Below are 25,879 nucleotides of genomic sequence, written 5' to 3'. Positions count from 1 at the left end.
CATGTCTTTGTCCCGCCGTTCCCTTATCAAAGCCAGTGCCCTCGCGCTGACCGCCGGTGCCATCGGCAGCCAAGCACCCGCTGCGCTCGCCGTGGGTCCAGCTGTGGGCACCATCATTGACTTCTCCGCCGGTGTCCCTTCTGCGCGCGCCATCAAGGCCGCCGGCCACCTCGGCGCCATTCGCTATGTTTCCCAGCGCCGCCCCGGCGCTAACTGGATGCAGGGCAAACCCGTCACGCTGGCGGAAACGAAGGCCAATGCCGCTGTCGGCCTGAAGACCGCCTCCATTTACCAGTTCGGCCGCGCCGAGACCGCCGACTGGCTCAACGGTGCGGCGGGTGCCGCCGTCCACGCCCCGCAGGCCATCGCTATTCACAAGGCCGCTGGCGGGCCGACGGGCCGCCCAATCTACATCGCGATCGATGACAACCCCACCCGCGCCCAGTATGAGAACCAAATCCGCCCCTACCTCAAGGCCTTCTCGACGGCGCTGAGCGCGGCCGGCTACCAAACCGGCGTGTACGGCAATTACAACGTCATCGACTGGTGCGTCAACGACCACATTGGCCAGTTCTACTGGATGCACGATTGGGGCTCGGGCGGCAAGATTCACCCGCGCACCACCATCCACCAAAAAGCCAAGAACCAGGCCACCATCGACGGCGTGACCTGCGATATTAACACCGTCTACGCCAATGACTGGGGTCAGTGGACCCCGGGCCAAGGCGCGGTGACACCGCCCAAGGTCAAGGACATCCCGAGCGTGCCGGACAACATCCCGCTGCCCAACATCACCCTGCCGGATCCCACTGGTCGCGGCTCCAGTGTGAGCAGCGATGGCATCACCATTGCTGGTTCTTCCATCAGCAATGACCAAGTCCGCGGCGCGGTGGATATCCTCAACACCGTGCGCAAGTCCATGGGCTAAATGCCCTGCTGCGGCGCAGTCCCCTACCGTGCCGCAGAGGTCTTCGAGGCCGACGTTCTAGACGTTGGTTGAGAGGACGGCGCAGAAGAAGACGGCTCCGAAGATGTCGCGGCAGCCGGCGTCGCTGTCGTGGAGGTCGCAGTGGGCGCAGCGCTGGACGTCGTCAAGCGCGTGGCAACAGCACCAGGATTAGCCAGCGCCTCCTTGTTCAGGTTGTTGCCCTTCACCAGGTTCTTACCGGTGATCTCCTTGCGTACATAAGACGTGAGTTCCTGAGCGCTTCCTTCGATGGATGCAGCCACGACAAAGTTCTCTCCAAAAGACACCGAGGAATGACGATCCTTGCTGTCCGACCATCCCCACTTAGAGCCCACGACGTCGCTCAGCTTCGCGGTGCCATAGTTCTGTTGATATCCGTCGGCAGATACAGCATCGGCGTGGGACATAGCTACCAGCACAGGATGGGTCGGATCATCCTCCATGAGCTGAACAATGAACCTCACAACGTCGTACGTAGAGGTCATGGAATGCCCCCAGTCCTCCCCCGCGGACGTGGACTCCAAGCCATATTCCTTAGCAATGGCATCGATGGATCGCGGATATTTCTCAAAGAGCTGTGCGGCACTCTCGTCAGAGGAATCAGCAACCATATCCAACGCTAGGTACTTGTCCTCGAAAGACCCGCGTTCCAGCACGTAGGTTGCGATGTAGAGCTTAATCAAGCTCAGCGCATAGCGCGGCTGGTGTTCAGTGGTCGAGCCCATGTGCATGCCCGTCTCAATGCGGTAATACGTGATGGCCTTGGACTCATCGCCCTTGAGGAACTGACCTACTGAGTCCGGGACAGCTGCCAGCTGCAGCTGCCCTTTCCTATGTGTGATGGGACCAGGCTTGCTTGCGCTGGTCTGCGCTGAACCGCCAGCCGTGAAGTCTTCTTCATGCGCTGGTGAGCATGCAGCGAGACTCGCTGCTCCGAGCACGCACGCCAGAAGGGCGGCACCAGCTCGCGCTGACACCGCCCTGTGAGAAGGCTGAGAGTAAAACACAGAACCTGAGTCTACTCTCTACCGTCCGAAACGTAGCGTTTTAGGTGTTTTAGTGGTCCACCGGAGCCTCAACACCCACACCGGTCAGGGAACGAACCTCCATCTCTGCGGACAGCTCTTCCAGGTTGTCCGGCGGGGTCATGATGGAGACGATCCAGCCCGCGAAGAAGGCCAGCGGGATGGTGACCAGGCCCGGGGAGGACAGCGGGAAGATGGACCAGTCGGCGTTCGGGAACATCGAGGTCGGGGAACCGGATACCGCCGGGGACAGGAAGATGAGTACCAAGCAGGAGATAACACCGGTGTACATCGATGCGACAGCGCCCGCGGTGTTGAATCGACGCCAGTACAGGGAGTACAGGATGGTCGGCAGGTTAGCGGATGCCGCGACCGCGAAGGCCAGGGACACCAGGAAGGCAACGTTTTGGGTCATGGCCAGGATGCCCAGAATGATGGCGACGATGCCCAGGACAACCACGGTGATCTGGGAGACGCGGACCTGCTCAGCCTCAGTGGATTCACCGTTGCGGATGACAGAGTGGTAGATATCGTGCGCGATGGAGGCTGACGCGGTGATGGCGAGGCCGGCGACAACAGCCAGAACGGTAGCGAAGGCCACCGCGGAGATGACCGCCATGAAGATGGAGCCACCGATTTCCAGGGCCAGCAGCGGTGCTGCGGAGTTAGCACCACCCGGTGCGGCGAGGATGCGGTCCGGGCCAACCAGGGCGGCAGCGCCGTAGCCCAGGACCAGGGTCATGAGGTAGAAGGCACCGATGATGACGATGGCCCAGGTAACGGAGCGGCGAGCCTCGGTCGCGGTCGGCACCGTGTAGAAGCGCATGAGAACGTGCGGCAGGCCGCCAACGCCGAGAACGAGGGCAATACCCAGGGAGATGAAGTCAAGCTTGGTGGTGAGGTTCTTTCCGTACTTCAGGCCCGGCTCCATGATCTGGGAGGCTTCGTAGCCGCCTTCCTTGATAGCTTCGGAATTAGCGTGCATATCAATGGCTTGGGTAAAGAGTGCGCTGAAGCCGCCCTTGAGCATGACGAAGGTGAGGATGCACATGATGACCACGCCGGTTACCAGGAGCACGGCCTTGATCATCTGCACGTAGGTCGTACCCTTCATGCCACCGACAAGAACGTAGACAATCATGAGGATGCCCACGATGCCGACGACGACGGCCTGCCACTTGAAATCGTGAATATTCAGGAGCACGGCCACGAGGGAGCCTGCGCCGGCCATCTGCGCGATGAGGTAGAACAGCGACACGAACAGGGTCGAAATCGCAGCTGCCACGCGCACCGGGCGCTGCTTAAGGCGGAAGGACAACACGTCCGCCATGGTGAAGCGGCCAACGTTGCGCATCGGCTCCGCGACGAGCATCAGCGCAACGAGCCAGGCGACGAAAAAGCCGACCGAGTAGAGGAAGCCATCGTAGCCGTTGAGCGCAACGGCGCCGACGATGCCCAGGAAGGACGCGGCGGACAGGTAGTCGCCGGAGATAGCAAGGCCGTTCTGCCGGCCGGAGAAACTACCGCCGCCGGTGTAGAAGTCAGAGGCTTCCTTCGTGGACTTGCCGGCACGAAGCACCACGTACATGGTGACGACAAGGAAGGCGGCGAAGACTGAGATATTCAGAATCGGGTTGCCGGCGGAGGATTCCGCTGCGGCCAAGGTTATGGTCTGCATTGGTTAGCCCTCCAGTTCCTGGCGAATGGCCGCTGCTTGCGGCTCGATGTTCTTATTGGCGTAGTTGACGTAGATGTACGTGATGATGAAGGTTGTCAGGAACTGGGCGAGGCCAAAGACAAGGCCGATGTTCCAACCGCCACCAAGTTCTATGGCCATGAAGCTGGGGGCAAAGACCGCAGCCAGCACATAGAGGACGTACCACACAAAGAACGCCACAGTCATGGGGAAGGTGAATTTGCGGTACGCGCTGCGCAGCTTGGCAAACTGCGGGCTGTCACGCATCTCGATGAACTCTTGCGGCGTAGGTTCGCGGCGCGAATTAATCGAAGCAGGTGCGTCAGTCATGTCGCTCTCCTTACAAGGGGTCTTTTCTCCACAAACCGCGGTGAGAGACAAGAGGTAGTGTCTTCAATCACGTTTTGCCTTGCACAGTAAGTTACCTAACCGCTCTTGCAAGGTTGTAAATCCTGCCAAGAAAAGTTAATAACATACACTTTCGCTACCCCCTACCCCTGCAACTACAAGGGATTTCTATCTCGCTGCTAGCACCCCCACAGGAGATTCCAAAGGAAGAATCTAATTTAGCAAACCGAAACTTCACAGAGTCTTTCACAGATCTTCACTCCCCCACCCCTCACGATTCCCACTTCCCTGGGTACGCAACAAAGCCCGCCTTCAGCGTCCTACGCCCTCTCCCCTAACGATGTAGGAAGAAAGAGCAAGGCGCTGAAGGCGGGCTCCACCGCTCGCGGGTGTTTGGTACGCCCCACGTGTTTTGGCTTAGGCGCCAGGGAACTCTCGCGGGTCCTTGAACATACGGCCAAAGCCTTCCTGGCCATCAAGCGCATCAAGAGCCGCTACGTCTTCGGAAGTAAGCTCAACCTCTGCGGCAGCGAAGTTTTCTGCAAGGCGCTCCCGGCGGCTGGACTTCGGGATAACAGAAATCCCCTTGCTCAGCAGGTACGCCAGCACCGCCTGTCCGGCAGTGATGCCATGCTTTTCGGCGACGGACTCAACCACCGGGTTGTTGAGCACAACGCCGCGCGCCAACGGCGACCAAGCCTCCGTCACGATGCCGTGCTTGGCATGGAATTCGCGCAGCTCCGGCTGAGTGAAGCCCGGGTGCAGCTCCACCTGGTTGAGAACCGGGACGATACCGGTCTCATCAATCAGGGTTTGCAAGGTTTCCTCATAGAAGTTGGCCACGCCAATCGACGCAATCTGACCCATGCCCTGCATGCGGGCAATCTCCTCGAACGTCTCCACATAGAGCCCACCCTGCGGCCACGGCCAGTGGATGAGGTAGAGGTCAAGGTAGTCCAGCTGCAGTTTGTCCAAGGATTCACGGAAGGCTTGGCCTACCTTGTCCTTGCCGTGATGGTCGTGCCAGACCTTGCTGGTGATAAACAGCTCATCCCGGGTTACGTCACCGGCCTTCATGGCCTCATTCAGTGCCTGCCCAAGTTCTTCTTCATTCTCGTACAGAGTCGCAGTATCGAAGTGGCGGTAGCCCAGATCGATGGCTTCACGCACGGAGCGGATAAGATCCTCTCCGCGCAGCTTGTAGGTTCCGAGACCCATCAGCGGCATCTCGCGGTCATCATTGAACATGGTTTGTGGGACACTCATGTCCCCCATTGTGCCGCACTTTAACTTCCTGTGGGGGGCGAAGCATAGCTCCTCAGCGTTTTAATCCGAACCCATGCACGCGAAACGCCCTGACCTGCCGTGTACTACTGCACGGCCGGGCAGGGCGTCGTTTAGGGAAACAGAAAGGGCTAAGCCCTCTCCCCTAGGCGCGGATGAGATCGATGACGAAGGTCAGCGTGCGACCAGACAGCGGGTGTGCGCCACCGGCCGGGCCGTAAGCCTTCTCCGGCGGGATGACCAGCTTGCGGCGGCCGCCCACCTTCATACCCGGGATTCCTTCCTGCCAGCCGGCAATGAGACCGGTCAGCGGGAACTCGATGGACTGGCCACGGCCCCATGAAGAGTCGAACTCCTGGTTCGTCTCGTAGTCAACACCAACGTAGTGGACCTCAACGAAGCCGCCCGGCTGGGCTTCGGCACCGTCACCCACCACGATGTCTTCGATGACAAGGTCCTGGGGAGCAGGCTCCGTTGCCGGCTCAATTACGGGCTTTTCCATTGGGGATTATCCTCCTTGGACTGTTTTCTTCTTTGCTGGCCGCATACGCGTGGGCCGAGCCACAACGTTCCCCAGTATAAGCGGAGATGCGGGGCTCGGCCCTAGAAACCCAGCGTATAGGCTATACGTCAAGCCACGGCGGCCTATTAAAGACCACCGTTCAGGCTACCGTTTAGCGCTCGCTACGCGGGGTGACCTTGCGCAGGGTCTCGCCGGTGTAGATCTGGCGCGGGCGGTTGATCTTGGTGTTGAGCTCAAGCTGCTCACGGTACTGAGCAATCCAGCCCGGCAGGCGGCCGATGGCAAAGAGGACGGTGAAGAAGTCCGTCGGGAAGCCCATGGCGCGGTAGATCAGGCCGGTGTAGAAGTCGACGTTCGGGTAGAGCTTGCGGGAGACGAAGTAGTCGTCGTTCAGCGCAATCTCCTCGAGCTTCATAGCCAGGTCCAGCATCGGATCGCCACCGAGGTGATCGATGATCTCGTGAGCGGTGTCCTTGACGATGGCCGCGCGCGGGTCGTAGTTCTTGTACACGCGGTGGCCGAAGCCCATGAGGCGAACGCCCTTTTCCTTGTTCTTCACGCGGTTCATGAAGTCGGTTGCGTCACCACCGTGGTTGTTCTGGATATCCTCGAGCATCTCCAGAACAGCCTGGTTAGCACCACCGTGCAGCGGGCCGGACAGGGCGTTGATACCACCGGCGATAGCAACGAACAGGTTGGCCTGAGCGGAGCCGATCATGCGGACGGTGGAGGTGGAGCAGTTCTGCTCGTGGTCAGCGTGAAGGATAAGGAGCTTATCCAGAGCCTTGGCCACGATCGGGTCGACCTCATAATCTTCAGTCGGGTAACCAAACATCATGCGCAGGAAGTTCTCGCGCGCGTTGAGCTTGTTATCCGGGTACATGTAGGGCTTACCCTGCGATGCGCGGTAAGCATAAGCGGCCAACATCGGCACCTTAGCCAGCAGGCGGACGGTCGCCTTATCCAGCTGCTCCTCATCCAGCGGGTTGAGCTGGTCCTGGTAGTAGGCGGAAAGAATGTTGAGGGAGGAGGCTAGAACAGCCATCGGGTGCGCGTTGCGCGGGAAGATGTTGAAGGCTGCCTTGAAGTCCTCATCCAACAGGGTGTGGTGGCGGATCTCGGTGTTGAACTTGGACAGCTCATCCTCGGTGGGCAGGTGGCCCTTGATCAACAGGTAAGACACCTCGTTGAAGGTGGCGTTCTCAGCCAAGTCCGCGATGTCGTAGCCGCGGTGGCGGAGGATGCCTTCCTCACCATTAATAAAGGTGATCTTGGATTCGGTAGAGCCGGTAGACGCATAGCCCGGGTCAAAGGTGACTAGGCCGGTCTCGTTACGGAGCTTGCCAATATCGAAGCCGGAGTCACCCTCCGTGGACTGCTTAATGTCCATCTCGTACTCGCCGCCGGGGTACTGCAGTACAACCTTGTTCTTTTCAGAAGCCACGTATATTCCTTTCCTCAATGTTCAACGCCGACCGCAGCCGGCGCGACAAATCTAAACCTCTTCACACTCTAGCAAAACCTGTGACTCTGCCAACATTGGCAATCCTGGCAAAGTATCTAATGCGCGAACGAAATTAGGCTACACTGCCCACATGAGCAACTCAGAACTCGTCCTGCCAGCAGATCTCCTCCCTACCGACGGCCGCTTTGGCTGCGGCCCCTCGAAGGTTCGCCCCTCCCAAATTGAGGCAATCACCGCGGGTGCCAGCACCATCATTGGTACCTCGCACCGCAAGCCAGCCGTCAAGAACCTCGTCGGTTCCATCCGCGAAGGGCTTTCCGAGTTGTTTTCCCTGCCAGAAGGCTATGAAATTGTTCTCTCCCTCGGCGGTGCCACCGCGTTTTGGGACGCGGCGACTTTCGGCCTGATTGAGAAGAAATCCGCCCACCTCAGCTTCGGCGAATTCTCCTCTAAATTTGCTAAAGCCGCAGCCGCCGCCCCTTGGCTCGACGCCCCACTCGTCACCGAAGCCGAGGTCGGCACCGCACCTGATCCGAAGGCAGCCGACGCCGAAGGCGCCGACATCATCGCGTGGGCCCACAACGAAACTTCGACTGGCGCCATGGTTCCGGTGACCCGCCCCAACCCCCAAAACGCGGAGCAGCTCGTCGTCGTCGACGCCACGTCCGGCGCCGGCGGCCTGCCCGTGAACATGTCGGATGCCGACGTCTACTACTTCTCCCCGCAGAAGTGCTTCGCTTCCGACGGCGGCCTGTGGCTGGCGGCCATGTCCCCGGCAGCCCTCGAGCGCATCGAGAAGATTAACTCCTCCGATCGCTTCATCCCAGCCTTCCTCAACCTGCAGACCGCCGTGGACAACTCCCGCAAGAACCAGACCTACAACACCCCAGCTGTGGCCACGCTGCTCATGCTGGAGAATCAGGTGCAGTGGATGAACTCCAACGGCGGCCTCGACGGCATGGTCAAGCGCACCACGGAGAACTCCTCCATCCTGTACAACTGGGCAGAGTCCCGCCCGGAGACCACCCCCTTCGTGGCCGAGCCTGCCGCACGTTCCCTCGTGGTGGGCACCATCGACTTCGAGGACTCCGTCGACGCAGCTGCGGTTGCCGCGACGCTGCGCGCCAACGGCATTCTCGACGTCGAGCCTTACCGCAAGCTGGGCCGCAACCAGCTGCGAGTGGGCTTGTTCCCGGCGATCGACTCCGCGGACGTCACCAAGCTCACCAAGGCTATCGATTACGTTTTGGACAACCGCTAGCCTTCGCCCGCCACTCCTTGCACCACGCAACAACTTTGTTTGCACCTATGTGTTGAGTCATACAACATGCCCCGCGCTCTTGCCAGAGTTCGGGGCATGTTCTGGGTAAAGTGGATTTCATCACATGTCCGCTACCAGGCTAAGGAGCGCCATCATGCGCGAGATTTTCCTCGCACCCAGCGACTCAACTGACACCTCGCTCGTCCTCCGGGCCGAGGATGGTGAGGAATTCTTCCTCGAGGTCACCGACGAGCTTCGCGAGCTTTTCGCTCCCGCCGACTCCGCCGAATCCGACTCCGCGAAAGAGGCATCCGACCACACCACGCACGAGGCCGGGAACGCCACCGACGATTCCTCCCCCACTTCTGCACAGGCTTCGCGCTCTGCTGGTTTGCACACCGTGATGCCATCTTCTGGTGGCTCCCCTTCCTCTCCGCAGACTCAGCACACGCAGCAGGCGCAAGAAATCCGCCTGCGCCCCAATGAGATTCAAGCCCGCATCCGCGCCGGTGCCAGCGCCGCTGAGATCGCCGAGGAGCTCGGCGTTCCGGAATCCCGCATCGAGCCTTTTGCGCACCCGGTGCTTTTGGAGCGGGCGCGCATTGCGGACGTCGCCAAGCAGGCGCACCCCATCCGCGAGGATGGCCCAGCCAAGCTCACCCTGTGGGAAATCCTGGCCACCGCATTCGCCGCACGCGGGCACTCGCTGTCGGAGGCAACGTGGGATGCCTACCGCCATCAAGGCGAACCGTGGATCCTGCGCATCACGTGGAAGACGGGGCTGTCCGCCAACGAAGCGGAGTGGACCTTCAAGCAGACGATGTCTTCCCCGGCCACGGTGGAGGCACGCAATTCCGTGGCCGCAGACCTGACGGACCCGGACTTCGTGCAGCCGGTGCGTTCGCTGACCTCCGTGGGCCGTGGCGAGCGCTACGACGAAGCCATCGATGGGCGTGACTACGCCGAGGGCCGAGAGGTCAACGAGGACGCGCGCGCTGGAGCCCCCGGCGTGACGGAGTTGTCTTCTTACACCGGCAATGGCAATGAGAACACTGAGGCGGAGACTGACGTCAATGCCGAGCCTTCCGTGCTTCCCTCCCCGCGCGGTGGGGAGCACCCCGCCGAAACCGGCGCCGATGAAAACGCAGATGCCCGCGACGAGGGCGCGGCGGCACAGCCGGAGGAGAAGGAATCGGGCGTAGACGAGGACTTCCTCCAGAACCCGGATCCGGAACCCAAGCCTGCCAAGCGCCGCCGCAAGGCCGTCACCCCGCACTGGGAGGATGTGCTGCTCGGCGTTCGTTCCTCTACCAAGCGCCCCCGCGATTAACGAGTAGCCTGCCGTGGATACCCAAAGCGCCGTTCTCACTCTCTGGTACGTCACCGCCGCCGATCCCGCCGAGGTTCTCCGCGGAGAGCCCAAGGCTGACCGCGGTTTCGGCCGCAAGTTTCTCGCTCAACTCAACCCCTCCCTACCGGTAACGCCTATCGGGCAGTTCCCCCTAAACCGTTCCGCCGAACCCGGCGCGAGCGAGTTCTACATCGGCGGCTACCCCGGTGTGGCCGTCGTGCAAACCATCATCCATGATGACCAGCTGATCCTCTCGCAGCTCTCCCGCACCCTGCGCGAGGCCGTGCCGGCAGAGGAGATTTACGCCTTCACCTCTAACCCAGAGACTGGCTATGCCGGCTTTGCGCACTGGACGGGCAGCCGCCTGCGGCGCTCCCTGTGTGGAACGCGCTTTAACCTCTACGAGGATCATGGCCTGCCCGAAACCTTTGAGGCCCCTTACTGGGCCGGGGAGATGGACGAGCCCGCAGGTGGGATTGCCCTGCCCTTCGAGCCGCTCACCATCACCCAGGCAGCCCAAGAGTTCTGGCTGGGCATCGAAGTGGGCGAAGATGGCCCAGACGTGGACGTCGTGGGCTATGCCACCGACGGCCGCCCCGAGCCCAAGGTCGATACTCCCCCACCGCGCCGCACCGTGGCTGAGGTGGCCACAACCTCAGTGGCGAAGCTGGGGCTCAACGATTATGACGACTATGAAGAGCACGACCTCGAGCCGGAATCCACCGGCGAAGAGATTGTCCGCACCGCCAAGCACCTCGGCGGACTCGTGCGCCGCTATGCGGTGTCGACGTCACGGAGCCTCTGGGAACGCTGGCGCTCGTAGAAGGCAATTGCCGCCGACGTCGCCACGTTGAGGGAATCCGTGCCCTCCGCCATGGGGATACGCGCCCTCACATCGGTGGCGCGCATGGCATGCTCGGTCAGGCCTGGGCCCTCCGCGCCAACCAGCAGCGCCACCTTCTCCGCCCCCTCCAGGGCGTCGGCGATATGCACGGCCTCCGGATGCGGGGTCAGCGACACCAGCCTGAAGCCTTGGTCGCGCAGCTTCTCCAGCCCGCGCTGCCAGGTGGTAAAGCCGCCATCGAACCGAGCCCAGGGCAAACGCAGCACGTGCCCCATGGAAACGCGCACCGAGCGCCGGTAGAGCGGATCCGCAGCTCCCGAGCCTAAGAGGATGCCATCAACATCCATGCCCGCGGCGTTGCGGAAGAGCGAGCCGATGTTCTCATGATCACCCACACCTTCCATGATGGCCAGGGTGCGAGCGCCCTCAATGACTTCATCCACGGTCCAGGCCTCTGCGCGGTCGGCTGCGGCAACCAGCCCGCGGTGCATGTCGAAACCTGTGACCTCCCCCAACGTTGCTCGAGTGACCTGATAGACGGGAATATCGCCAACATCGTGGTTCGCTAGGAAAGTGTCGAGCTTTCCTTCAAAGCCGATGATGCAGCGCACCGGGAATCGTGAGGCGAGCAGGCGCTCCACGCACAGTGGGCCCTCACCAAAGACGAAACCCTCGCCGGACTTGTCCGCGTGCTTGAGATCGCGGATATCGTCCAGGCGAGGGTCTGTGGGGTCATCGATGACAAAACGCATGGCCCCTAGTTTAGGCACAGGGCCGCGTGCTCACCCCAGGCGGGCTAAGCCAGCAGCGAGCTGATGGGCTCCATGGCGAAGTAGACCACGAAGAGGGCGGCCACGAGCCACATGATCCAGTGCACCTTCTTGGCTTTGCCGGCAAAGGTAGCCATCAGGGCATAAGCGATGAAGCCCACACCAATACCGTTAGCAATGGAGTAGGTAAAGGGCATGACCACGATGGTCAGGAAGGCCGGGATGGCCTCCTCCATGCGGTTCCACTCGATGTCCTTGAGCTGTGCCGCCATCATCACGCCCACGACGACGAGGACGGGGGCCGCTGCCTCAATGGGCACGATCTCGTAGAGCGGGGTGAGGAACATGGCCAGCAGGAAGATCACACCGGTCACTACGTTGGCCAGGCCGGTGCGGGCACCGTCACCGATGCCGGCCGCCGAATCCGCAAACACCGTGTTGGAGGAGACCGAACCGGCGCCACCGGCAACGGCGCCAAAGCCCTCAACCACCAGGGCGGTCTTCATCTCCGGAAGGTTGCCTTTCTCGTCCACGAGGTTGGCTTGCTTGCCCAGGCCGTTCATGGTGCCCATGGCGTCGAAGAAGTTGGTGAGCAGCAGGGTGAAGATCAGCAAGACCGTGGAGACCACGCCGAGTTTGGTAAAGGCGCTGATCGGATCGACCTGGCCCACAATCGAGAGATCCGGCAGACCACCCAAGGAACTGGGCACCTCCGGAGTGGCCATGCCCCAGTCCTCGGAACCGGTCAGCGCCTGAATGATCATGGCGATGATGGTGGTAATGACGATGCCGATGAACAGTCCGCCGCGGACCTGACGGATGACGAAGAAGGCGGAGAGAATCAGGCCCACGACGAAGACGAAGGCCGGCCACGTAGCGATCGAACCGTTAACGCCCAGGCTCACCGGAACAGTGGTCATCGCGGCATCCGGGACGCGGGTGACAAAGTGACCATCCACGAAACCGATGAGCGCGATGAACATACCAATACCCACGCCCATCGCCGCCTTCATGGAGGCCGGGATGGCATCGAAAACGGCCTGGCGGAAGCCAGAGATGGCCAGCAGGACGATGATGATGCCTTCGATGACGACGAGGCCCATCGCCTCGCGCCATTCCAGGCCGTTGAGGGAAACCATCGTCACGGCGACGAAGGTGTTCATACCCAGGCCCGCAGCCATGGCGAATGGGTAACGGGCGATCATGCCGAAGGCGATGGTCATGACGCCGGCCACCAGTGCGGTGGCGGCGGCGACCTGCGGGATGCCCAGGGTGGTACCGGCAGCGTCAGCGGACGTGCCCAGGATGAGAGGGTTGAGGAGGATGATGTAGGCCATCGCGAAGAACGAGACCACGCCGGCGCGGACCTCGGTTCCCACGGTGGATCCGCGTTCGGAAATCTTGAAATAGCGATCGATAGCTGCGTTCATCGTGAGAGAGCGCCCCTTCTATCTAGAGAAATGAAGTTTTACCTGCTAAGGGTGCTCCATCCAGGTACTAAAACGCAAACCCCGCACGCTGCGTCGTTGCTGCGTGCGGGGAGCAAGGCGAGCCTCTTAAAAGATCGGCTTCTCATCATCAAAGGGACGCTCCTGCTCCGATCCCTCCTCACGGATGGTCGTGCCGGAATGCGCACCACAGCCATAGGTGGCGTGCACCACTTTCCCATCCGCCGAGTATTCATTGGCACAGACACCATAATTAGGCATCAGCTCGAGATAGAAAGCACAGGTTTTGCACTGCAGCTGCGCCTGCGCCGCCATCTCCGAATTAGGCCCATACTTCTTGCGCCAGCGCTCTTTGGCTTCCTTGAGGCCTGCCTCGGAAAGCTTCCCTTCATCAAGCCTTTCGTCATCGGGCGCGGGCGGCATGAGGTCGCCCGGGCCAAGGTCCCCTGGGCGCAGGCGCTCGGAATAGGGCACCCACTCGGGTGCTTGGAGGGCCTGGCCGCCGGGAACGAGCGCGACCTCGTTAACGGTCGGTGTGCGCGAGCCCTCCGCGCAGGCGACGACAGCATGCCACTCCCACCCCGGATAGCCCGGCACGTGGGCGTCGAAACGGTGAGTGGCCACGTTGCGGCCTACTCCGGCAACGCCGCGGTGCTTGCCGACGTCCCCCTCACCTACCTCTTCCACAGCCCGGCGCGCCAAGTCGACGGCGGTCGAGTCGAGAAGCGGGGAATGCATCTTTTTCTTGCGAGTCACCCTCCCATTATTAATCACGCACCAAGGCATAGTGCACAATGACAGTCATGGCCCTCCCGCACCTCACTCTCGCATCTCGCGCACTCGCTGCAGCTCTCTCCGCCGGCGCTCTCCTCGCACCGCTCACGTCGTGTTCCTCCCAACCCGCAGGCGATCGCGCGGTGTCGCCTGCCTCTTCGGTGTCGTCTGCCTCTTCGACGTCGTCTTCCTCGTCGAAGGGGGACGGTGGGACGTCGCCAAGCGCACGCTCCCCAGAGCGCTTGGGCGTTACCGTCCTGGACACCGTACCCCTGCCGCCCGATACCTTTACCCAGGGCCTGGAGGTTGACCCCGATGGCAACCTGCTGATCGGCACCGGGCTCAACGGCAAGTCCCGCCTGCTGCGCCTCAGCCCGGGTGCAGAGGCCCCGCAAGAGGAAACCTCGCTTGAAAGCTCATTCTTCGGCGAGGGAATCACGCAGACCGACGCCGGCATCTGGCAGCTGACCTGGAAATCCGGGACAGCTTTCCTGCGGGATTCCGCCACCTTCGAGGAACTGGACCGCGCTAGCTATGACGGCGAGGGCTGGGGCCTGTGCAACGCGGGATCCGAACTCATCCTGTCCGACGGCTCCGCCAAGCTGCGTCACCTGGATCCGAAGACCTTCGCAGAGCTCGGCCCGCGCACCGAAGTCACCCTCGACGGCTCCCCCGTGGATAACCTCAACGAGCTTGAGTGCGTCGATGGTGCGGTCTATGCCAACGTCTGGATGAGCGAGGATATCCTGCGCATTGACCCGGAATCCGGCGCTGTCACCGCCGTGATCGATACCGCAAACCTCAACCATTCCCCTTCTACGGATCCCAACGCCGTCCTCAACGGCATTGCCCGAATCCCGGGCACCGACGAGTTTTGGATCACCGGCAAGCTCTGGGATGAGCTGTACCGGGTGCGCTTCGAGTAGGATTCTCAGCCATGGCTACCGTGAAGCAAGCAAGGAAGAAGTCGCTGCTGCAGTTTCTGGTGCTCATCATCGCCGTGGCGGTCATCGTCGTGGCGGTGGTGCTGTTCCAAAAGTGGAGGAATGACCGCCCGGGCCCCGAGCCACAGGACGTCACCATCACGGCTACGGTGGGCTCCGACACCCTTGACGTTGCACCCTATAGCGTCTGCGAGCCTGGCACCGACTGCAAGGAAGGCGAGGTTCCCAACCTCACGGTGGGCCCCGATGACACCCTGAAGTTGGAGATCCCCGAGGCCATCTCTAACCACGAGTGGTCCGTGCTGTCCATCTATGATGACCCGGCCGCCAATGACAGCACCTCTCACGGCGCCAACGAGACCACCTCGCTGGATATCCCCGGCTCTGTGCCGCCGATTGAGGCCTCCACCGGTGAGCGCCCCAAGCTGATGGTGGTGGAGATTTCCACGCTCATGATTGGCCACGATGCCAATGGCGAGGAAACCCCGATGCAGACGGTGTGGTCCCTGTCCACCATGACGGATGAAGAACTCAAGGAGTCCAAGGCCACGGGCGACGCGCCAGCTGAGAAGTAGCGCCCCTGCCCCACCGATCGACAAAGTGCCCTAGCTGCCAAACTTAGGGCTGATCATTGAAAAATCAGCCTAGCTTTTGGCAACTAGGGCACTTTTCAGTCATCGGCCTACGAATGTAGGCCGCCCCTTAGCTATCCAAGTCCTTGGCAATAGCGCGCAGAATCTCCGCCACCTGACGGCCGGTCTTGCGATCTGGGTAGCGGCCCTGGCTCAGCACAGGCTGTACTTGGGTTTCGAGCAACGTCATGACGTCGGAAAGCATGCTCGACAGCTCCTCCGGCTTGCGGGCCGGGGTACGGCGGCGCGGGGAATCAAGGACCTTCACGCGCAGCGCCTGCGGGCCGCGACGGCCAGCAGCGAAGTCGAACTCGATTCGCTGGCCTTGATACAGCTCATCAACACCCTTGGGCAGCACGTTGCGGCCAACGTAGACGTCTTCATCGCCGGGGTTGCTGACAAAGCCGAAGCCCTTGTCCGCGTCATACCACTTCACTTTGCCGATAGGCATGGTTCTTCACTCACTTTCTTTCCGTCTCTCCTCTTATGAAAGCTTAGGCGCTGCCATGCGCCAGGCCTATAGGCCGCAAGCATTCCGGGACGAGGAGGCGCGGCGTAATTAATACTGAAGCGGCCGCGCGGAGGAACTATCCGTGGAACTTATAAAGAGATACATCTTAACCTCCCCACGCTCCGCCAGAGAAACTTGCCCCAGGGTTCACCCCATCAACCACACCCATAACATGCGTGATGTAGCTAACATTGCCGCCGCGAACAGGGGAAACATAGATAAATTGCCATGATTGTTACCGTTTTGGAGCATTTAACGTGACTGTTTCGTTATAAACCGCTACTCTTTCCCACAGGCACTTCGGCCACCGGCCGTGGAAGTCTCGCCCCAGACACAGTCCGGGCTTCCACTAGGCGGCCGCACATGATGTGCATGACTATGAACATCAACTGCAAGACACTATGCCGGACTGGGCATCATCTGGGCGCGAGAAAGCAAGAACAACCTAGAGAAGGAATACTTTAATGGGACGCCACTCCGCTAAGAACAAGTCCATCGCCACCAAGTTTGCCGCCTCCACCGTTGCCGTGGGCGCCGCCGCAGCCATCATGGCACCGAACGCTGCCGCTGCACCGGATTCCGATTGGGACCGCCTCGCGCAGTGCGAGTCCGGCGGCAACTGGGCCATCAACACCGGCAACGGTTACCACGGCGGCCTGCAGTTCAACGCTCAGACCTGGCAGGCCTACGGCGGCGGCGAGTTCGCTCCGACCGCTAACCTGGCAACCCGCGAGCAGCAGATCGTTGTTGCTGAGCGCACCCTGGCACAGCAGGGTTGGGGCGCATGGCCGGCTTGCTCCGCAAGCCTGGGCCTGAACTCCGCCCCGACCCCGCGTGATGCAAGCGCAGCCGCAGCCCCGGCCGAGGAGAAGACCGCTCCGGAGGCTCCGGCTGACGCCCCGCAGGCCGTTCAGGAGGCCGCTGAGGAGCCCACCGATGAGCTGGCTTCCGACGCCCTCTACTCCCTCATCCAGGACACCGCCACCCAGTACGGCCTGACGATCCCGGCATCCTTCACCGAGCAGTACAAGGCAAACCGCCACGACTTCAACGCCTTCTACTCCGCCAACCGCCACGTCATCGACCCGCTGGCACAGGTTCTGGCTGCACGCTAAGCAGCGCGCAGCGCCGTGCAAGCACGGCACATCGAGGCAAAACTCTAACTACATAAAAAGAGACTGGATGGTGTCCTCCATCCAGTCTCTTTTGGTTTTGCTTAAACCTTTTCCTCAACGGCAACGTCTTCCTTAGCGCGCGACCTATCGAAGGCCAGCAACACTAGACCGACAACGATCCACAGCCCCAGTGCCCACCACGCATGGACGGCACCATTGCCATCAAAGAAGGACAGTGAACGGACCAAGTGGCCCGTCGCGCCGATGGGCATCCACTGCCCCAGCGTCGACCACCCGGCAGGAAGCAGCCATGGTCCCGTCGCCAGACCCGACAGCGGGTTCGCCAGGAAGATGGTCGCCACAGCACCGATTCCGATGCCCGCGGCCCCCATCACTCCCGCGAGGCCGGCGGTTACCGCAGAAGTCGCAAGGATACCCGCTGCGATGGCCATCCACTCGGCAGCGAAGCTGCCACCGAGGGTTCCATAAACCGAGTGCAGCATCCACGTAGCAATAAGCGCACCCACCAGCGCGATACCAACGAGCACTCCCATCTTGATCCACTTCTTACCACGGAATGCAAAGGTGGCAATGACAGCGGAAATAATGCCACCAAAAGCTAGCGGAAGGCCAAGCAATGCAATGCCGCTTGCCTGCGGGTCCTCCTTCGTCGTCGGTGCCAGCTCCCGCTTCTCCACGGTCATCCCCTGAGCCTCGAGCTGGCTCGCAAGACCGTCAACCATCGCAACGTAGGGAGCACCATTTCCCGCGGCCGTGAAAGCATTCGCGCCCTGAGGAGAGATAGCGAGGCCGCCAACAGCCTCACGCTGTAGCACCGCGTCTCGCACCTCCGCCTCGCCGTGCTTCACGACGATCTCCGGGGCCTCATCCCCAGCCGCGCTCTCAATCTTCTGCGAGATGCCATCGAGCATGGGCTCCGGTACAGAGACCGCAATCGGCACTCCGGCTGGCCCGGATGCAAAGGTGGGCGCCAAGAATGCCCACAGCATGAGACCGATAACGATGGGGATCCCCACGATGGCAGCTATCGATTTCACAGCAACCGATGGCTGCTTTCTTTCCCGACTTTTCACCGCTGACATTACATAGCCTCCAAACGGAACAGGATGTTTCACTTACAAAGTGGAGCATAGTGTTCCGTTTGATATGATGCAAGCCGTGAGACAAGATGCAGCAGAAAACAAGCAAGCCATCGTCGCAGCAGCCAGGCAGCTGCTCATCACCGAGGGACCGGGCGTATCCATGCGCTCAATCGCCAAGAAAGCTGGCGTGGGCGTCGCCACGGTCTCACGCCACTTCCCCGAGCGGCTCTCCCTCATCGTTGCCATCACCAGCGCGGAGGTAGCGAACATCAAGGAAGAGGTGGACAGCCACCTGCAAGGCTTCGACGAGGACCCCGAAGGCACCTGGCGCGATATCATTCATCGCATCGCCGGCCTTAACTTCGCCGCCGTTGTTCAAGCTGCGGCAGCCGAAATGAACACTGCTGCGTTCTCAGACGATGACGCGCAGAAGATCGCTGCCCATCGCACAGCAGAACTGAAATCGATCTACCAACCGATGTTCGAACTCGCGCGGCAAGCAGGCCTCTGCCCCGAGTCCCTCACCCCACTCGAACTTCACATCGGCATCGGTCTCATCACCCGCCCGCTGCCCAGAACGCCAGTGAGCACCGACTACCTATCAGGTATACAAGCCCAGCTCATCGATACGCTGCTCGACGGCTTTAAAGCCCAAGCCCGTGCCGACTAGTTCCCGTGCCGACTAGTTGAGGCGCAAGTACATTACAAACACGTATAGCCCCACCGAGGAGAACATTCTCGGAGGGGCTGAAAGCAGGCCAGTCAGGCTCAGCACATTCGCTAAGTGAAGCGCAGATTTCTGCGCGCCAACTTAGCGGTTGATGCGGGTGTACGGGTGTACGTAGTTCAGCTTCTCTGCCGGCATCGGCAGAATCAGATCGTCACCATACGGGCTGGATGCGCCAGCAAACGGTGCAGTGATCTCAGTAATGACGTGCTCGCGGGGGCTGTTCTTCGGCCAAGCCGGGGATACGAAGCCTTTGTTCTCATTCGACATGCTCCTTATTATTCCAAACCCTGCGCCGAAAAGTAACTTAATCACCCAACGAGGGCCCCATCCCTCCCCCGCCTACTAAACTTGATGGCCATCATGACCTCCCCCTCAAACCGCGCCCACGTCACCGAGAGCTACCGCGAATGGCTCAGCCAACTACCCGCTGAAGACTTACGCGCCCTGCTGAGTAACCGCAGCGATGTTCTCTCCCCCGCACCGAAGGACTTCGACGCGCTGGCCTCGCGCCTGACACTTCCGATGCACGTCGCGGATGCCTTGGCGGCAAGCAACGCCGAGCAGCTCGCCGCCTTGGAGGACATCGCACAACGCGGCGGCGAAGTCGACATGGTGGAAGACACCAACCCGGCAATCACGAAACAGCTCAAGGAGCGCGGCCTCGTCTTCGGCAACGCCCCGCAGGTGCGCATCGTCACCGCCGTCATGGGCTCGCTTCCCACCGGCTGGTCGCTGCGCAATCAAGTCGAGTTCGACGCACAAGACATCGAAGCGCTCATTCCAGAAGAGCGCCACATCCTCGACGCTTTGGCCAAGGGCGATGGCGTGGGATACACCACTGACACCGAGCCGGATATCAACTCTGACGACCCCGCCAAGCGCCTGCTGGCCAAAGGTTTCTTGGAGCGCATCAATGCCCACTCGGTACGCCTGCCGCGCGCGCTCGCCCGTGCACTGGTTGGGGACGCAACCCCGCCCATCCCCACCACTCCTTCAGGACGCGCCGGCACCCCGGAACCGGATTCAAAGGCAGACGACGCCGGTGCCGCGGCGGGCCTCGAGGCCGTGCGCGGCATGGAGAGGCTCATCGAGTTGCTCGGTAGCCACCCGGTCGCGCTGCTCAAGGATTCTTCGGTGGGCGTTCGCCCGCTCAACCAGTTGGCGAAGGACCTCGACTTGGATAAAGAAGAAGTCGGGCGGCTTATTGCTCTAGGACACCACGCCCGGCTTCTCCACCGCGGCGAACCTGATGGCTTAGAGGGCCATTTCCTCGCCCCCACCACCGGCTCCCAGGACTGGCTCGAGGCCGATCTCGGGGAGAAGTGGCGCATTCTTCTCGACGCCTGGCGTACCTCCCCCTGGGCCACATGGAGCGATACTCGGGTGCTCGCAGACGACAGCGCAGTGCGCCGCCTGCCGCGCTTCCGTAGCTTCGTCCTGGGTGTCTACGCTCACTCCGCCGTCGCGCTGAACAGCGAAGAGTTCTGGGAGGATCTGCGCTTTCGCTCCCCTCTCTTTGCCAGCCACACGCGCACGCTGACCATTGAGAATCTGCGCGCCGAAGCCGAATGGATCGGTGCCATTGCACTGGGCAAAGCCACCCGCGTGCTGGCTGATTCCGCCGCGGCCGCCAGCCTCGTCCCCGATACCGTCAGCGAATTCATCATCCAACAAGATCTCACCGTCCTCGTGCCCGGCCCCCTTGAGCCAGACACGCACCGCACCCTCGCCTCCCTGGCGGACCTCGAATCCCCAGGCTTGGCCAGCGTGTACCGCATCAGCGAGTCCACCATTCGCCGTGGCATGGACCAGGGTCTGACCGCCCAGGAAATGACCGACTTTTTGGAAACGCATTGCCCGACGGGCGTGCCGCAGGCGTTGGGGTTTGCCATCGGGGACGTCGCCAAGCGCCATGGCACCCTCCGCAGCGGGCCAGCGCTCTCGTACCTTCGCAGCGAGGACCCCGCGCTGCTGGAGCTTGCCGTCGCATCCGTTCCCGGTCTGCGCCTGCTCGCGCCCACCGTCGCGGTATCGCAGCTGCGCGTGGGCGAGTTGCTGGAGAAGCTGCGAGCGAAGGGCCTATCCCCCACCCCGGAGGATGAATCCGGCGCTTCCCTTACCGTCGCCCCCGAGCCCTACCTTTTGCCCACGCCCCGCACGAAGCCGCGCAAGCGCGAGCCCGCCTCGGTGGAGCAGGCGCTTCAGGCTTTGCAGAAGTCAGCGCAGGACCCGAGCCAACACCAGGAGGAGGAGCCGGATCCGCTCACCCTGGCCCGCGCCGCCGCGCGCTTCCACGCCGATATCGTGATTTCCTATGCCGATAAAAGCGGCGATCTCCGCACCGTGACCGTGACACCGCTCTCCGTTGAGGGCGGCTACATTGATGCCCTAGGCGCAGCGGGCAAGCCCGTGCGTTTCCCGGTACACCGCATTTCCTCCGTCCGCTTCGCCGACAGGGATTAAGCCCTTCCCTGACGCACAGAGTAGAAAGGCCCCAGACATGCCCGGACCGCTCATCGTCCAATCGGACAAGACTGTCCTCCTCGAGGTGGATCACCCCCAAGCCAACGAAGCTCGCGCAGCACTCGCGCCTTTTGCTGAGCTGGAGCGCGCGCCCGAGCACATTCACACCTATCGCATCACCCCGCTAGCCCTGTGGAATGCGCGCGCCGCCGGGCACGATGCCGAGCAAGTCGTCGACGTTCTGGAGAACTACTCCCGCTTCCCGGTGCCGCAGGCGCTGCTGATCGACGTCGCCGAGACCATGTCGCGCTACGGCCGCGTGCGCCTGTTGGCCCACCCAGCCCACGGTCTCATCCTCGAATCGGACGAGCCCGTCATCCTAGAAGAGCTCACGCGCACCAAAAAAGTCAGCGAACTTCTGGGCCCGCGCATCGATGACAGCACCATCGCCGTGCCGCCCTCCGCTCGCGGGCGGCTCAAACAAGAGCTGCTCAAAGCCAGCTGGCCCGCCGATGACCGCGCCGGCTATGTCGACGGCGAATCCCATCCCATCGCGCTGAGCACGGAGGAGGTGGACTGGGAGCTTCGGGATTATCAGCAGTATGCCGCCGAATCCTTCTGGTCCGGTGGCTCCGGCATCGTGGTCCTGCCCTGTGGCGCGGGCAAGACCATCGTCGGTGCTGCCGCCATGGCTAAAGCACAGGCCACCACGCTCATCCTCGTGACCAACACCGTAGCTGGGCGCCAATGGCGCGATGAGCTGCTGCGCCGCACCAGCCTCACGCCCGAGGAGATCGGTGAGTATTCGGGTGAGAAGAAGGAAATCAAGCCCATCACCATCGCCACCTACCAGGTGGTCACCCGCAAGACCAAGGGCGAATACCGCGCGCTCGAGCTCTTCGATTCCCATGACTGGGGCCTTATTATCTACGACGAAGTGCACCTCCTGCCGGCCCCAGTTTTCCGCATGACCTCCGACCTGCAATCGCGACGCCGCTTAGGACTGACCGCCACACTCATCCGCGAGGACGGCCGCGAGGGCGATGTCTTCTCACTTATCGGGCCCAAGCGCTATGACGCGCCGTGGAAGGAACTGGAATCCGCCGGCTATATCGCCACCGCGGACTGCGTCGAGGTGCGCGTCGACATGACGCAGGAGGAACGCCTGCTTTATGCCACGGCACAAGCGCGGGAGCGCTATCGGATTGCGGCATCGGCAGGCGCGAAGCTGCGGGCCGTCGACAAGCTGCTGAAGAAACATGCAGGCCAGCAGGCACTGATCATCGGCGCCTACGTGGACCAGCTGGAGGAGCTCGGTGAGCACCTCAACGCACCGGTAATCGACGGCAAGACCTCCACCGCCAATCGCGAAAAGCTCTTCCAGCAATTCCGCGAGGGCGAGCTTCCCACCCTCGTGGTGTCCAAGGTGGCGAACTTTTCCATCGACCTTCCCGAGGCTGCCCTGGCCATCCAGGTCTCCGGCACCTTTGGCTCCCGCCAGGAGGAAGCCCAACGCTTGGGCCGCCTGCTGCGCCCGAAGAAGGACGGGCAGGAGGCCACCTTCTACACTCTCGTGGCGCGCGAATCCATCGATGCGGAATACGCCATGCACCGCCAGCGCTTTTTGGCCGAGCAAGGTTATGCCTACCGGCTGGTGGACGAAGTAGACTTGTGAGCTGATGAAGATTTTCAAGTTTGAAGTCAACGAAGACTTTGCCAAGAAGAACAACGAGCTCCTGCGTGATTCCTCGCGCCTGCGCAATTCCGGCCTCATCATGGGCTTGGTTCTTATCCTCGGTGCCCTCGCCGTTTACTTCGGCATGGATGCCGTCTGGCGCATCACGCTGGCCGTCGGCATGGTGCTCTTCGGAATCTTTTGCGCCGTTGTTGGCATCATGGCCTCGCGAAAGGTCGGCACGGCGCAAAAGCTCTATGACTCTTATCCGCTTGCCCCGGCCGTGGTAGCGGAGGTTAACGAGCGTGACATGGTCCTCATGGCCTTGGTGAACACCAATGTTGACCCGAAGGCGCCGCCGCGGTGGGGCGCATGTCTGCGCACGGTCACGAGCATTCCAGGCATCAAGCGCACCGTGGGCACCAAGGTCCCGGTGGCCGCGGTCTCCGGCCAGCGCAGCTCAAGCGATAAAGACCACTGGCAGCAGATCACCCCGATGCCGATTGCCTGGGGCACCCCGGATGCGGAAACCGTGACGATTGCCCGCAAGTCCATTCCGGAGGATCAGTGGCAGCGCCTCGAGCGCGCACGCAAGCGTCTTTCTGTTGTGAAGGCTACGAAATACGATCTGTTGGTGCTTTAAATGACTGTTCACAGGCTTCAAGAATTTGACGAAACCATCTTTGCCACGATGACCGCGCTTGCCGTGGAGCATGACGCGGTGAACTTGGGCCAGGGTTTCCCCGATAGCGATGGCCCACGGCGCATGCTGGAGATTGCCCAGGAGAATATCGCCGGCGGCAATAACCAATACGCTCCCCTGCGCGGGGTCCCAGCACTGGTCGACGCCATCGCGGAGACCTACTCCGTGCCGCAGGATCACGTCGTGGTCACCGCCGGTGCTACCGAGGCCATCACCGCAACAGTCTTGGGCCTCGTGGAGCCCGGCCAGGAGGTCATCGTCCTCGAGCCTTATTACGACGCCTATATCGCCGCCATCGCGCTTGCCGACGCCACCCGCATCCCCGCCCCCCTGAAGGAATCCGGCAACAGCTGGGACATCGACGTTGCTGCGGTACGTGCTGCCGTGACGGACAAGACCGCCATGGTCATCATCAATACCCCGCACAACCCAACCGGTTCGGTCTTCTCCCGCGAGGCACTCACCGAGCTTGCCGAGCTCTGCGTGGAAAAGGACCTCCTTGTGTTGGCCGATGAAGTCTACGAAAACCTCACCTTCGGCAGCGCCGAGCACGTCAGCATCGCCTCCCTGCCGGGGATGGCCGAACGCACCGTCACGGTGTCTTCTGCCGCCAAGTCCTTCAACTGCACCGGGTGGAAGACCGGCTGGGCCATTGCGGAGCCTAAGCTTCTCGACGGCGTCATCAAAGCCAAGCAGTTCACCACCTTCGTCTCCACCACGCCCTTCCAGCCCGCCGTGGCGCATGCCCTGCGTTATGAACAAGAATGGCTGGACGGCATGGTGTTTGAGCTTGCAGAGTGCCGCAGCATCCTTGTAGAAGGCCTAGAGCAGCTGGGATTCCACGTCCACGACACCGGCGGCACCTACTACGTGGTTGCCGATATCTCCCCCACCGGCATGACCGGCGTGGACTTCTGCATGCAGTTGCCCGCAACGAAGGGCGTGGCCGCTATCCCGCTGGCCGCCTTCACGGACAACCCAGAGCCGTGGAAGTCCAAGGTTCGCTTTGCCTTCTGCAAGCGTCCGGAAATCATCCGCGAAGCGGTTCGCCGTCTGATGCCCAATTGCTAGGAAAGCTCTCCGGGGCTCTATCACCAGCATCCCCGACCGGAACGGGGCAAATCTCTGTATTGTGGCTCACATGTCACAGCAACATTATGAATACGGCTTCGGCTCTCCCACGGAGAGATTCGAGCTGGCGGTACGTCATTCATTCGTCACAGACCCAACCATCAAAGAACAGAACGTCGAGTCCATCACCTTCTTCGCCGTCTGGCAAAAGGACGCCGGCTTCATCTGCGTCAATGTCGCTGAAATCAAGGGTGCTCCGCCCTTTGACAGCGTTCTGCGCTATAGCGAAGCGCACGAACGCATTCACCAGAATCTGTTGCTAGACCTCTTTCCGCCCAACTTTGCGGGTGAACTGCATGGCCTGCAGCAAGCACAGGAGGCTTTCAACGCAAGCAACATCGTGGCAACGTTGCTGGCCGTGCGCTATGACTACAAGCTGGATAGCTTTACGTATGACCGAAAAGACTACCCGGACCACTACACTCCACCGAGTAGCCTCGAGGAACTCTCTCCCATTGCACAAGATTTGAAAGACCAGAGCCACAAGAACGCACAATCTGGCCAGTTCTCCTACCCGGCTTTGGACTACGCCATACCACCCGCAGCCTATGGGAATGGCACCAACGGCGACGATGGAGGATTAGTCAAGCAACTCATCAACGACGTCAAACCATCCATTCAGCTTTTCAACCAGACCTCCAGTGGAGACTGGGACGGTTTCGCCATGAACTTTGTCGTGCGCAAAGCAACGGGAGGTACCTCCCTCCGCCAAGTTGACGCGATCTTCTGCTGGAATAACGGCAGCTATCGGATCGCCCCTATCCCTCGCCGCGAGGTCCACAAAAGTGCAGTTGCGCTCATCGAGCAACAGTCCTACGGACAAGAATTCGAACTAGCGGTCATCCGCCTCAAATACCGTCAAGAGGACGGCTTTGCACTGAGAATCGAGTGGAACGGTGAGGCTATCCCATTTGTTGGTTCTCCTTTGAACAGCAAGAGCTTGGTCCATAACGAATGGCCCCTTCAATAGAAGTCCGCGGCGATACCACCTAGTTGCTGCCGCGTTGTGAAAACGGGAAAGAGACCGTTAAAGCAGTGATGGTGCTTTAACGGTCTCTTCGTTGTTTGTATTGAGTTGTTGTTTGTTGTTTGGTGTCGGCGGTTTCTTACTCTCCC

25 protein-coding genes are annotated in these 25,879 nt (G+C 61.3%); 13 read left to right on the top strand and 12 right to left on the bottom strand.

Annotation, left to right across the window (positions count from 1 at the left end; all coding sequences use genetic code 11):
• The first annotated feature begins 1 nt into the window (after position 1).
• Positions 2 to 928: a DUF1906 domain-containing protein gene (locus tag HMPREF2698_RS07310; RefSeq protein ID WP_070563298.1), complete on the top strand. Its 927-nt coding sequence runs from the start codon at positions 2 to 4 to the stop codon at positions 926 to 928.
• A 23-nt stretch (positions 929 to 951) separates the two neighbouring features.
• On the opposite strand, the gene HMPREF2698_RS07305 is transcribed toward HMPREF2698_RS07310, so the two are convergent.
• The 6 genes from HMPREF2698_RS07305 to HMPREF2698_RS07280 all read right to left on the bottom strand — a co-directional run bounded on the left by HMPREF2698_RS07305 (position 952) and on the right by HMPREF2698_RS07280 (position 7,287).
• Positions 952 to 1,974: a hypothetical protein gene (locus HMPREF2698_RS07305; RefSeq protein WP_070563295.1), complete on the bottom strand. Its 1,023-nt coding sequence runs from the start codon at positions 1,972 to 1,974 to the stop codon at positions 952 to 954.
• A 49-nt stretch (positions 1,975 to 2,023) separates the two neighbouring features.
• Positions 2,024 to 3,670: a solute symporter family protein gene (locus tag HMPREF2698_RS07300; RefSeq protein WP_070563292.1), complete on the bottom strand. Its 1,647-nt coding sequence runs from the start codon at positions 3,668 to 3,670 to the stop codon at positions 2,024 to 2,026.
• A 3-nt stretch (positions 3,671 to 3,673) separates the two neighbouring features.
• Positions 3,674 to 4,018 (bottom strand): DUF485 domain-containing protein, encoded by a 345-nt coding sequence (locus tag HMPREF2698_RS07295; RefSeq protein WP_070523091.1) that lies wholly within the window; start codon positions 4,016 to 4,018, stop codon positions 3,674 to 3,676.
• A gap of 435 nt (positions 4,019 to 4,453) precedes the next feature.
• A complete protein-coding gene (locus HMPREF2698_RS07290; protein ID WP_070563290.1) occupies positions 4,454 to 5,311 on the bottom strand; it encodes an aldo/keto reductase in 858 nt (285 codons plus the stop codon).
• A gap of 154 nt (positions 5,312 to 5,465) precedes the next feature.
• Positions 5,466 to 5,822, bottom strand: coding sequence for an FKBP-type peptidyl-prolyl cis-trans isomerase (locus tag HMPREF2698_RS07285; RefSeq protein ID WP_010187736.1), 357 nt, complete (start codon positions 5,820 to 5,822; stop codon positions 5,466 to 5,468).
• A 172-nt stretch (positions 5,823 to 5,994) separates the two neighbouring features.
• Entirely contained in the window at positions 5,995 to 7,287 is a 1,293-nt protein-coding gene (locus tag HMPREF2698_RS07280; RefSeq protein ID WP_083303809.1) for a citrate synthase, read from the bottom strand.
• Positions 7,288 to 7,438: 151 nt separating this feature from the next.
• Between HMPREF2698_RS07280 and serC the strand changes: the two genes are divergently transcribed.
• The 3 genes from serC to HMPREF2698_RS07265 all read left to right on the top strand — a co-directional run bounded on the left by serC (position 7,439) and on the right by HMPREF2698_RS07265 (position 10,743).
• Positions 7,439 to 8,569, top strand: a complete 1,131-nt coding sequence (gene serC, locus HMPREF2698_RS07275) for a phosphoserine transaminase (protein ID WP_070563287.1) — start codon at positions 7,439 to 7,441, stop codon at positions 8,567 to 8,569.
• Positions 8,570 to 8,723: 154 nt separating this feature from the next.
• On the top strand, positions 8,724 to 9,899 hold the full coding sequence (gene sepH / locus HMPREF2698_RS07270) for a septation protein SepH (protein ID WP_070563284.1): 1,176 nt from the start codon (positions 8,724 to 8,726) through the stop codon (positions 9,897 to 9,899).
• 13 nt (positions 9,900 to 9,912) lie between these two features.
• Positions 9,913 to 10,743: a DUF6928 family protein gene (locus HMPREF2698_RS07265; protein WP_070523079.1), complete on the top strand. Its 831-nt coding sequence runs from the start codon at positions 9,913 to 9,915 to the stop codon at positions 10,741 to 10,743.
• On the opposite strand, the gene HMPREF2698_RS07260 is transcribed toward HMPREF2698_RS07265, so the two are convergent.
• The 3 genes from HMPREF2698_RS07260 to HMPREF2698_RS07250 form a co-directional block, all read right to left on the bottom strand.
• Entirely contained in the window at positions 10,695 to 11,516 is an 822-nt protein-coding gene (locus tag HMPREF2698_RS07260; protein WP_070523069.1) for a TrmH family RNA methyltransferase, read from the bottom strand. The genes HMPREF2698_RS07265 and HMPREF2698_RS07260 overlap by 49 nt on opposite strands.
• A gap of 44 nt (positions 11,517 to 11,560) precedes the next feature.
• Positions 11,561 to 12,964 carry an NCS2 family permease gene (locus tag HMPREF2698_RS07255; RefSeq protein WP_070523067.1) on the bottom strand — a complete coding sequence of 468 codons (1,404 nt, stop codon included), beginning with the start codon at positions 12,962 to 12,964 and terminating at the stop codon, positions 11,561 to 11,563.
• 126 nt (positions 12,965 to 13,090) lie between these two features.
• A complete protein-coding gene (locus HMPREF2698_RS07250) occupies positions 13,091 to 13,720 on the bottom strand; it encodes a DUF3027 domain-containing protein (protein WP_319803319.1) in 630 nt (209 codons plus the stop codon).
• Between the two features lie 56 nt (positions 13,721 to 13,776).
• On the opposite strand from HMPREF2698_RS07250, the gene HMPREF2698_RS07245 reads away from it, so the two are divergent.
• Both HMPREF2698_RS07245 and HMPREF2698_RS07240 read left to right on the top strand, forming a co-directional pair.
• Positions 13,777 to 14,682, top strand: a complete 906-nt coding sequence (locus HMPREF2698_RS07245) for a glutaminyl-peptide cyclotransferase (protein ID WP_101736171.1) — start codon at positions 13,777 to 13,779, stop codon at positions 14,680 to 14,682.
• A gap of 11 nt (positions 14,683 to 14,693) precedes the next feature.
• On the top strand, positions 14,694 to 15,275 hold the full coding sequence (locus HMPREF2698_RS07240) for a DUF2771 domain-containing protein (protein ID WP_070523059.1): 582 nt from the start codon (positions 14,694 to 14,696) through the stop codon (positions 15,273 to 15,275).
• A gap of 127 nt (positions 15,276 to 15,402) precedes the next feature.
• On the opposite strand, the gene HMPREF2698_RS07235 is transcribed toward HMPREF2698_RS07240, so the two are convergent.
• On the bottom strand, positions 15,403 to 15,783 hold the full coding sequence (locus HMPREF2698_RS07235) for a cold-shock protein (RefSeq protein ID WP_070523056.1): 381 nt from the start codon (positions 15,781 to 15,783) through the stop codon (positions 15,403 to 15,405).
• 524 nt (positions 15,784 to 16,307) lie between these two features.
• Between HMPREF2698_RS07235 and HMPREF2698_RS07230 the strand changes: the two genes are divergently transcribed.
• Positions 16,308 to 16,958, top strand: coding sequence for a resuscitation-promoting factor Rpf1 domain-containing protein (locus HMPREF2698_RS07230; RefSeq protein WP_070523053.1), 651 nt, complete (start codon positions 16,308 to 16,310; stop codon positions 16,956 to 16,958).
• A 101-nt stretch (positions 16,959 to 17,059) separates the two neighbouring features.
• Here the strand turns inward: HMPREF2698_RS07230 and HMPREF2698_RS07225 are convergent, their stop codons facing one another.
• On the bottom strand, positions 17,060 to 18,016 hold the full coding sequence (locus HMPREF2698_RS07225) for an ABC transporter permease (protein WP_232748464.1): 957 nt from the start codon (positions 18,014 to 18,016) through the stop codon (positions 17,060 to 17,062).
• Positions 18,017 to 18,128: 112 nt separating this feature from the next.
• Here HMPREF2698_RS07225 and HMPREF2698_RS07220 point away from each other — a divergent pair, with 112 nt between their 5' ends.
• The gene (locus HMPREF2698_RS07220; RefSeq protein ID WP_246819453.1) at positions 18,129 to 18,731 is read left to right on the top strand and encodes a TetR/AcrR family transcriptional regulator; all 603 of its coding nucleotides are present in this window, start codon (positions 18,129 to 18,131) and stop codon (positions 18,729 to 18,731) included.
• A gap of 141 nt (positions 18,732 to 18,872) precedes the next feature.
• On the opposite strand, the gene HMPREF2698_RS07215 is transcribed toward HMPREF2698_RS07220, so the two are convergent.
• Complete coding sequence (locus tag HMPREF2698_RS07215; RefSeq protein WP_070523044.1) at positions 18,873 to 19,058, bottom strand: hypothetical protein; 186 nt, start codon at positions 19,056 to 19,058, stop codon at positions 18,873 to 18,875.
• Positions 19,059 to 19,151: 93 nt separating this feature from the next.
• Between HMPREF2698_RS07215 and HMPREF2698_RS07210 the strand changes: the two genes are divergently transcribed.
• The 5 genes from HMPREF2698_RS07210 (at position 19,152) to HMPREF2698_RS07190 (ending at position 25,733) form a co-directional block, all read left to right on the top strand.
• Entirely contained in the window at positions 19,152 to 21,254 is a 2,103-nt protein-coding gene (locus HMPREF2698_RS07210; protein ID WP_070563496.1) for a helicase-associated domain-containing protein, read from the top strand.
• Positions 21,255 to 21,291: 37 nt separating this feature from the next.
• The gene (locus HMPREF2698_RS07205) at positions 21,292 to 22,929 is read left to right on the top strand and encodes a DNA repair helicase XPB (protein WP_070563278.1); all 1,638 of its coding nucleotides are present in this window, start codon (positions 21,292 to 21,294) and stop codon (positions 22,927 to 22,929) included.
• Positions 22,930 to 22,933: 4 nt separating this feature from the next.
• Positions 22,934 to 23,572 carry a DUF3239 domain-containing protein gene (locus HMPREF2698_RS07200; protein ID WP_070563275.1) on the top strand — a complete coding sequence of 213 codons (639 nt, stop codon included), beginning with the start codon at positions 22,934 to 22,936 and terminating at the stop codon, positions 23,570 to 23,572.
• Positions 23,573 to 24,703: an aminotransferase class I/II-fold pyridoxal phosphate-dependent enzyme gene (locus HMPREF2698_RS07195; RefSeq protein WP_070563272.1), complete on the top strand. Its 1,131-nt coding sequence runs from the start codon at positions 23,573 to 23,575 to the stop codon at positions 24,701 to 24,703.
• Between the two features lie 70 nt (positions 24,704 to 24,773).
• Positions 24,774 to 25,733 carry a hypothetical protein gene (locus tag HMPREF2698_RS07190; RefSeq protein ID WP_070563269.1) on the top strand — a complete coding sequence of 320 codons (960 nt, stop codon included), beginning with the start codon at positions 24,774 to 24,776 and terminating at the stop codon, positions 25,731 to 25,733.
• Positions 25,734 to 25,879 lie beyond the last annotated feature (146 nt).

This window comes from Corynebacterium sp. HMSC072A02 (assembly GCF_001810085.1).
Lineage (GTDB): Bacteria > Actinomycetota > Actinomycetes > Mycobacteriales > Mycobacteriaceae > Corynebacterium > Corynebacterium hesseae.
Note: the sequence above shows the minus strand (reverse complement) of the source record. Positions and strands in the feature narration are given on the sequence as shown.